This is a genomic window from Paludibaculum fermentans, assembly GCF_015277775.1.
Taxonomy (GTDB): domain Bacteria; phylum Acidobacteriota; class Terriglobia; order Bryobacterales; family Bryobacteraceae; genus Paludibaculum; species Paludibaculum fermentans.
Genome location: NZ_CP063849.1, coordinates 9,468,065 through 9,476,802 on the forward strand (window position 1 = coordinate 9,468,065; position 8,738 = coordinate 9,476,802).

Sequence of the window (8,738 nt, forward strand, 5' to 3'; positions counted from 1 at the left end):
ATTACGTCTGACAAACGCACCAGTGGGCGCAGGTCCACCCAAGCTGCCAAGATCAATCCAGTCCAGTGTCATTCAGAGCGAGGCCCCCTTCAGCTGAAGGATTCGCTGACCTGCTCTTGAGCAACGCTGTCCGATTCTGCCGCTAATGCGGGTCCCGGGGGAAGGCCGCACTTCTGGACACGCTGGCGGATCACCAATCGCTTGGAGGTTGGGCGGAGACTAGCCAGCTTGTGGGAAGTCGACTAGCCTTCATGGAGGTTCCACCCCTTTCCTGGGTTGATTTCCGGAGTTAGGTCAGGAGCAGTGGGAAGCCTAAATTCCACACACATGCGCACCACAAACGATGCACAAGGGTTTGCGGCGGTTGAGGACGTCGAGCAAGTTATAGGAAGTGGCCATGCGCTATGCCGAGGAGCGGCCAAACTCTCTTTGGGGATGCATCCGTTGGCGCGCCGCGATGTGGAGCAGAGGCGGTGCCCCTGGGCAAATCGCAGGCGTTACTGGCTTATTCATGATGCAAGTCTGGTGTAATACCGAGCGGGAACGTCAGACGGAGGATGTCGTCTTGTGCCCTGTTGACCTGTGTGAGGTAATGGTAGCGGCTCGTTCCCGGTCGGTTCGTGATCGCCGTGTACCCAATCATGATTACGGCAATGCCTGCATCAATAGCCAGTGCCAGCGGGTTTGAGACGTCGCAGTAGGACTTCAGGCCGAGGCCTGCGGCGGCCCCAAGCAAAGGCGCAGTAAGTTTTCTTGCGAACTCCTTAGTCGTGTTTCGCCAAACATCAACTATTTCGGTTGCACACTCTTTGAGCTCCCTGTCGTACTCTTCGGGGTCTTTCTTGTTCTCAACGCGTGGGGCGGCCTCACGGATAATCTGCTGAAATTTGGTCAGGTGGGGGGATGCTTGTAATTCTGGAATGGCCTCAGGTGGAATGGCTCGGTAGTTCACCCCGCTAAGGGTGATGGCCAGTTGAGCAAGATCGTAGCGCTTTTGGGCGCTACGCGTCTGGTCGACCGGACGTGGCCTATGGAGGAGTGCTGCTGCAACGTCGCCCTCCGTTGTGCCGAGCAGGGCTTCATGGTAACGATGATTTGGCGTAACGATGTCGAGGTGGTTTTCTGCTGCAATGCTTAAGCCCAGCGTGGTCATGACGGCGCTGCCGAGGATGGGGTGCAGCGCAAACCATTCGCGATTCCCATACGCGTCGGGGTCGTGCCCGAGCCATGCGAGGTCGTGCGCTCTTAGGTAGTCGAGAAGGTCATGGTTGAATTTGGCGGTATGTATCCAGTACTCGTCTGGTTGTGGGGCGTGGGGACGGCTGTAATTTCTTGTGATCTCGTTTTTGTGCTCGGTGAGCAGCGTGATGAGTTGTTGCTGAGCTGCATTGGCGCGCCCGGAGAACCGCGGGGCCACTGCCTGGAGCAGCGGGCCGCCTGGTCCCTTGAGGCTGGTGTACTTATGAATGATCGGGTCATCTTCGGGGGTGTAAGTGTCGGGGACAATGCGCGTTAGTGTGGGCACGCATAACAACGTTGCCTTAAGCCAGTGCTCATTTCTGATGTGGATGTACGGGTAATACAGTGCCGAACGGCGGGGATTCGCATGCAAAGACATACATCAGGATTATACCGGCGAGTACTCCGAAAAGACACACGAGGCTCGGGATCACTGGCGTGGCGCCGGCAGCGCTTTGGTACAGGGGGTTGAGCGTCTTTCCCAACGGTGCAGGGAGAGGAATGGGTTGTCCTGCAACGCGCCAGAGGGTGGTGTCCGCGATTCTGTGTAAACGCTTCTCGGGTCGCGTTTGCATTCTTCGTTCGGTTCCTGAGAATCGCCTCTAAGCTCACCCCAAAAACCCGAACGAATAAACATCCGCATCCTTCAAATGGAACCGCAGCCGCACCACCCGCCCCTGCGCCGCCCCCACCCCGACACCCTGCTTCCACCGCGCGTACCCCTCAATCTCATCCCCAATCAGTTCGGCCGCATCAGCAAGCCCAAACCCCGGCAACGCCTGCCTGTCCCCATCCAGCAACTCCACCCGAACGCTCCCCGCCGCCGAAGTCGCATAATTCAGCGCCAGCCGGTGCCCCGTGAACGTCACCGGGTGCGTCAGCATCGTCCCCCCGCCATACCCCGCATGCAGCGACGCAAACCCATCCAGCCGCAACGCATACCTCCGCAGATGCGCCGTCGGCTGCCCATAGTCCCGGTTCACATAGAACGACATCTCCGCCGGACCCGTCTGCGCCAGGTTCAGCGCCGGATAGTTCGACCGCGATACCCAGTTCTGCAGCCCCAGACCCGGCCGCAGGAACGCATCCAGGAACGTCCGCGAAAACGACCGCCCACCCCGCGACGTCACCAGAACGGCGTCCGAACAATCCTGGAAATACTGCGGATCTACCTGCACCGCCCGAGCCTGGGCCTCCGTCAGCACCTGCCGGCCCGGGAAGAACCGCGCGCAGATCCCCGCATAAATGTGCGGAGCCCGGAAGTACGGCGACGTCTGGTTCGTATACAAATGCTCCGGCGGCGCGCCCCCATAATCGACCGGCCCCTCCGTCGTCCAATGCACGAAATCCTCGCTCACCGCCCGCGACACCCAGCGGTACTTCGTCCCCCCGATCTCCTGCCACGTCCGGTAATACAGGACATACTTCCGCTCGTGCTCGGAATAGAAGGCGACATTCTGCGAATCGAACGTGAACTCCTTCGGCGAAGGCAGCACCGGCCCGGCCTGCACCGGCGTCCACCGGAACCCGTCCGCCGAAACGAACCCATGCAGCCCGGACGAGTGCACCCCCGCAATCGCCTTCAACGCCGGCCCGGCCCCCACCCCGGGACACGTATCCACAAAGGGACTGAAGTTGTGCGAAAACGGAGCCGCGTTCGCCAGCACGACATTGTTCCGCGGAGCGCCGGCCATCGCAAACAACCCCAATTCCGGCCGGGTAAACGTCCGCCCATCGGCCGACTCCGCGACGCAAGTCACCTCGGCGGCCCGCCCGTCCGGTCCCGAGGACGGCACCCCGCGATAGTAGAGCAGCCACCGCCCCCCGTGCCGCAGCACAGTCGAGTAAGCGCAAAACGCCCCTTCCCAAGGCCGATCAAAAGCGAGGGCCGGCCCGGCATCCAGAGGCGTAGCCAACCGCAGTTCCGCTCCCTCCAGCCCAGCCACCAGGAACCGGTCGACAAACAGCTCGCGCCGCGAGCCCAAAGCAATCGGCGCGGCCGGAGGAGCCGCCGGGGCAGGCAAGGCCGGCAGGGCAGGGAGAGCAGGCACGGCAGAGAGGGCGGGCGCGGCAGGCAAGGCAGCCAGGGCAGGCAAGGCCGCAAAGTCACGTCGGGTCATGAGGAGATTGTGCCACTTTGCCAACCCGCGCCAGCAGTGCAAACACGGTTCCACCCAGCCGGAGGGGCGGGGTGCCCGTTGCAAGACATCGCCAACCGGATTCTCGACCGATGCCCACCCGCGACACCGCCGCCCTGGCCCATCTCGGCATGGACCCATACGTCCCGGGTGCGCCACTCGTTCGCCCACAGCGTCCGGTGACGATTCAAACGGGTCGGCAAACGCTCCGCGAGGCCCACTTCTCGCCCATAGGGCGCCCTCGAGTTTGTGCGTTCACCAGCGAAGCAGAAAAATCTGCAGCCTGTCGAATCAAGGGGATAGGTGAGAATCCAAGGATCATAGGCCGCGAAATTTGCGAAGGGCATGCCATGATCTTGGCGTGGCGGGAGCCCAAGCTCTCCGCCGTGGCAGCGATGGGACCCAAGCCCCAGCGCTGCGCCGGATCTTTGACACAAGAAGCGCCGCCGCACCAGGGCCCCCGGACGAGAGAGGAACGACTCCGGCCTTTCCTCTCTCCCTGAGCGATCAAACCCATCAGCCCGCCTCGCCCGCCTCGCCCGCCGAAGCCTTTGGCGAAGGAGGTCGAAGCCTCTGGCGACTTGCACGCCGAAGCCTCTGGCGAAGGCGGGTCTCAGCAACGAAAACACCCGCCGCATCGCACATTTGAGTGAACAAACCCATTTCCTCGGCAAAGCCGCTCTGCCCGGCGAAGGAGGGCGAAGCCATCGACGAAGCGGGAAGAGGAAGTCTGTGTGCCCACCAGCCGCAACGACGAAGCCCCTCCCCCCAGCTGTACGGCCGCGGACATGGGTGACAATCTGGTCTACCGACATGGGTAACAGTCGTCGCGGGGGCTTGTCTGATCGCCTTTCGCGATTCTAGCCGGATTCGTACGCCTGTGGAAATGTGGGAATCGCGTAGCGATTTCCAAGCGCGGTGGGAAGCGAGGGAATCCTGTTTTTGGATTTCCTCGCTTTCCACGGTGCGTCATTTCCATGGGCCTTACTCAGCGGCCGGCACCGCCGCGGATTCGTCGTCCTGTTGCTCCAGCGCCTTCGGCTTCTTCCTCATAAACCGATTACGCTCTATGTCCAGCCAGCCGAGCAACAGCATGCCGTAGAACACTTCGAAATAGCGATCGTCAACCTGCCGCAGTCCAAGCAACTGACGCGCAAAGATCTCGCTGATGAAAATCCTCTGATCCTTGTAGTAGAGATCTCCGTGATTCTGGATCCGTCGTAGCACGAGCCCTGCCGGGTACTCCACCTCCGGGATCCGACGTGGCATCGGGCGCAACGACGGCTGATAGTGTTTTGCCGGCGTATCGTAGTCCAGGGCTTCATGGGGCCGCTGCTCGTTGTAGATCCTTTGAAAGTCGTGAAATCGCTTCTGCTGCTGGCGCGGGTTGGCCGCCGGCGGATTCAGCGTGTCCTGTTTCAACGTCCGATGCATGCGCTCGTGGCGGCCGTTTTCCTGCGGTGAGGCCGGTGCTGTGCGCTCCGGCAGAATGCCCAGCCGAACCCAGCGCATCGACAACCGACTGAGTCCGCCAGGCGCCCGCGTCGAAAACGGCGTGCCATTGTCCGTACGAATCACCTCCGGCAGACCGTACTCTCGAAACGCCGCCTCGAAGATCGCAGCCGCATGCTTTCCATCCGTCTTCGGCGTAATTTGGCAGCGCAGCAAGTACCTGCTGTGGGCGTCCGTGATGGTCAATGGATCGCAACGCACGCCATCACCTGTACGGAACCAACCCTTGAAGTCCGCGCACCACGTCCGATTGGGTCCATCCACGGACGCAAAGGGCTGCCCGAAGGGCGGCGTCCGCAAGCGTCGCTTTCGTGTGACACTCAGACCCGCTCTTTTCAGGATCATGGCGATGGTGCTGGGCGCCGGCCAGTGCTTCCTCTCCGGCTCCGCCTCGGCCAACTTCCTCAATAGCTTGCGCGGGCCCCAGTTCCACTTCCGCCGCTCAGCCAGGATGCGCTCTATGACTTCCTGACTGACTTCCTGCGGGCTGGTATGAGGCGCCCGGCTGCGGTCCTGCAAACCGGCCACGCCTTCCTCCTCTCGACGCTTGATCCACTTGTGGACCGTCTTTCTCGATACGCCATAGGCTTCCGCCAGTGCGGTCACGGTCTCGCCTTCGTCGTACTCCTGCAATAGTTGAACCCGTTGGTCCATTGCTCTGGTCTCCTTCCACGGCATCGACACTCATCGTGCCGTACCGATAAGGCGGATCAGATCTCTTGCGCCGCTGATCTGTGTTACCGATGTCGCCGGTCCAATTCGTTACCTATGTCCGCGGACCGCTCCCCCAGCATTACCCCCGGCGCAAGCCGGGGGCCCAGTCCAGGAACGAAAACGCCCGCCCCATCGCACTTTTTGAGCAAACAAAGCCACCTTGCCCGCCTCGCCCGCCTTGCCCGCCGAAGCCTTTGGCGAAGGAGGTCGAACTCTTCGGCGAAGTTGGGGCGAAGTCGGGCGAAGGCGAAGTCGGATTCCCCCCGCCCCCATCCTGATATATACTCGCCTCCGGACTCATCCATAGGCCGCCCGTCACCCGGTCACCCCAGGAGGATTCGCATGCCGTCCAACCTCGACCGTCGCTCCTTCGTCGGCACCGCCGCCGCCACCAGCGCCTTCACCATCGTCCCCCGAGCCGTCCTCGGCGGCACCGGCTACATCGCCCCCAGCGACAAACTCACCCTCGCCCACATCGGCATGGGCACCCAAAGCTTCACCGAACTCGCCGGCCTCCTGGCCAACCCCAAAATCCAGATCGTCGCCGTCTGCGACCCCAACCGCGCCTCCAACAACTACGTCGAATGGGGCAAAGGCTCCATCCGCAACACCATCCGCCGCATCCTCGACCAGCCCGACTGGCAGGCCAACGAGACCGGCTGCCCCGGAGGCCGCGACATCGGCAAACAGGTAATCGACGCCTACTACGCCAAACAGCGCGCCACCGACCAGTTCCGCGCTGTCACCGCCTACTCCGACTTCCGCGAACTCCTCGACAAGGAGCGCGACATCGACGCCGTCAAGATCATGACGCCCGATCACCTCCACGCCACGGTCTCCGTCGCGGCCATGAAGAAGGGCAAACACGTCGTCGTCCACAAGCCCCTCGCCAACCGCATGTACGAAGCCCGCCTCGTCATCGAGACCGCCCGCAAGACCGGCTGCGCCACCCACTTCCTCCCCTACGGAGCCGGCGACGGCAACCGCCGTATCTGTGCCCGCATCAACGAAGGCGTCATCGGCACCCTCCGCGAAATCCACAACTGGTCCAACCGCCCCGTCTGGCCGCAGTACACTGAGATCCCCAGGGAAACCCCCGCCCCGCCGCCCGGCTTTGATTGGGACCTCTGGCTCGGACCCGCGCTCGACCGCCCCTACCACCCCAACTACACCAACGCCGTCTTCCGCGGCTGGTACGACTTCGGCGGTGGCTCAATGGCCGACATGGGCATCTACAGCCTCTGGCCCGTCTTCACCGAACTGAAGCTCCCCTCGCCCATCTCCGCCGACGCCTGGGCCACCCACACCAACATCATTGAGGAGCAGGTCAGCAAGCGGAACAAAAACGACTTCGCCTTCCCCGCCGCCTGCACCATCCACTTCACCTTCCCGGCCCGCAACGGCTCGCCGTCCCCCGAGCTCTTCTGGTACGACGGAGGCATCAAGCCGCGCCTGCCGGCCGAGCTCGACGCCGCCAACGTCGAATGGCCCATCGAGGGCATCCTCTTTGTAGGCGACCAGGGCAAGATCTTCGCCGGCTTCAACGGCCAGGCTCCGCAGCTCGCAGCCAAGGGCAAAATCGAACCCCTCTTCCCGGGAGAAGCCCCGCCCCGCCGCGACGGTGGCCAGGCCGACCGTGTCAACGTCTGGCTCCCCTCCTTCCAGGGCGGCCCCCCGTCGCCCGGCAGCTTCCTCAACGCCTCAGGCATCTCCGACGCCGTAACCCTGGGCACGGTCTCCCTAAGGGCCGGCCGCAAGGTCCTGCTCGACAGCGAGAACATGAAGATCACCAACCTGCCCGAAGCCAACCGCTACCTCTACCGCGAATACCGCAAAGGCTGGGAGCTCTAATGCAGCAGAGCCGCACCCCCAAACAGAGCCGCGACCGTCAGGGAGCGGGCACCCCAACGGAATGCAGCAGGCCAACGAACTCCAAGCCCCAACCAGGGTTCCCCCCCCACCGCGCTGCGAACCGCGACTGGCAAGGAGCGGGCCACGGCCCCAACGAACTGCGCCTGCCCAACGAACCCCAACCCCCAGCCAGGGTTCCCCCTGCGCTGCGAACCGCGACTGGCGGGCCACGCCCCCAACGACCTAAACCCAAACCGACTGGAGCCTACATCACCCCATGACCAACCACACCCGTCGTAACTTCCTGGGAACCCTGGCAGCCGCCGGAGCCGCCGCCCTCCACGCCGAACCCCTCGGCCTGCCCGCCGGCTTCCAGGTCTTCCCCATCCGCGAAGCCCTCGCCAAGGACTTCGCCGGCACCCTCCACCAGATGGCCGAAATCGGCTACAAAACCACCGAGATGTGCTCGCCGCCCGGCTACGTCAGCTCCGGCTTCGGGCCGCTCGTCTCCATGTCCGCGGCCACCATGAAGAAGACCATCCAGGACGCCGGCCTGCGCTGCGAAAGCTGCCACTACGGCTCAAAGGAGCTCAAGGAGAACCTGGACGAGCGCATCGCCTTCGCCAGGGAGCTCGGCCTCAAGCAGATGATCCTCTCCAGCTTCGGCCTGCCCCAGACCGCCACTCTCGACGACTGGAAGAAGGCCGCCGACGGCCTCAACCCCATTGGCGAGAAGATGCAGAAAGCCGGCATCCAGTGCGGCTTCCACAACCACAACGGGGAGTTCAAGGAGCTCGACGGAGTCCTCATCTACGACGAGCTGATGCGCCGCCTCGACCCCAAGCTGGTCAAGATGCAGTTCCAGGTAGCCGTAGTCAGCATCGGCTTCCAGGCCGCCACCTACATGGAGAAGTACCCAGGCCGCATCCTGTCTCTCCACCTGGCCGACTGGGACAGCACCACGAAGAAGTCCGTAGCCGTGGGCAAAGGCTCAGTCGACTGGAAGAAGCTCTTCGCCACGGCCCGCAAGGGCGGCGTAAAGAACTACTTCGTAGAGGTCAACATGGACGCCATGCAGGAAAGCTACCCCTACCTGCGAAGCCTCAAAGTCTGACCGCCACGAGCCGGCCCCAACACGCCGCAGCCAACCCCGGAGGAGGGCGGACGTCCGCGTCCGCGCCGGACCCCCTGGTCTGGCCCCCTCAGTCGTAGTACGGATCGCAGTCAAGCCTCTGCCCGGTCAAGCACCAAGCACCGCCCACCGCAGCCAACCCCGGAGGAGGG

5 protein-coding genes are annotated in these 8,738 nt (G+C 63.1%); 2 read left to right on the forward strand and 3 right to left on the reverse strand.

Features of this window, described 5'->3' with window-relative positions:
* Window positions 1-505 precede the first annotated feature (505 nt).
* The 3 genes from IRI77_RS37605 to IRI77_RS37615 form a co-directional block, all read right to left on the reverse strand.
* Window positions 506-1,618, reverse strand: coding sequence for a hypothetical protein (locus tag IRI77_RS37605; protein ID WP_194450046.1), 1,113 nt, complete (start codon window positions 1,616-1,618; stop codon window positions 506-508).
* Window positions 1,619-1,847: 229 nt separating this feature from the next.
* On the reverse strand, window positions 1,848-3,359 hold the full coding sequence (locus IRI77_RS37610; protein WP_228486526.1) for a glycoside hydrolase family protein: 1,512 nt from the start codon (window positions 3,357-3,359) through the stop codon (window positions 1,848-1,850).
* A gap of 1,002 nt (window positions 3,360-4,361) precedes the next feature.
* Complete coding sequence (locus IRI77_RS37615) at window positions 4,362-5,543, reverse strand: IS481 family transposase (RefSeq protein WP_228486229.1); 1,182 nt, start codon at window positions 5,541-5,543, stop codon at window positions 4,362-4,364.
* Between the two features lie 402 nt (window positions 5,544-5,945).
* Here IRI77_RS37615 and IRI77_RS37620 point away from each other — a divergent pair, with 402 nt between their 5' ends.
* Both IRI77_RS37620 and IRI77_RS37625 read left to right on the forward strand, forming a co-directional pair.
* Window positions 5,946-7,454 carry a Gfo/Idh/MocA family protein gene (locus IRI77_RS37620; RefSeq protein WP_194450047.1) on the forward strand — a complete coding sequence of 503 codons (1,509 nt, stop codon included), beginning with the start codon at window positions 5,946-5,948 and terminating at the stop codon, window positions 7,452-7,454.
* Window positions 7,455-7,731: 277 nt separating this feature from the next.
* On the forward strand, window positions 7,732-8,568 hold the full coding sequence (locus IRI77_RS37625) for a sugar phosphate isomerase/epimerase family protein (protein ID WP_194450048.1): 837 nt from the start codon (window positions 7,732-7,734) through the stop codon (window positions 8,566-8,568).
* The last annotated feature ends 170 nt before the right edge of the window (window positions 8,569-8,738 follow it).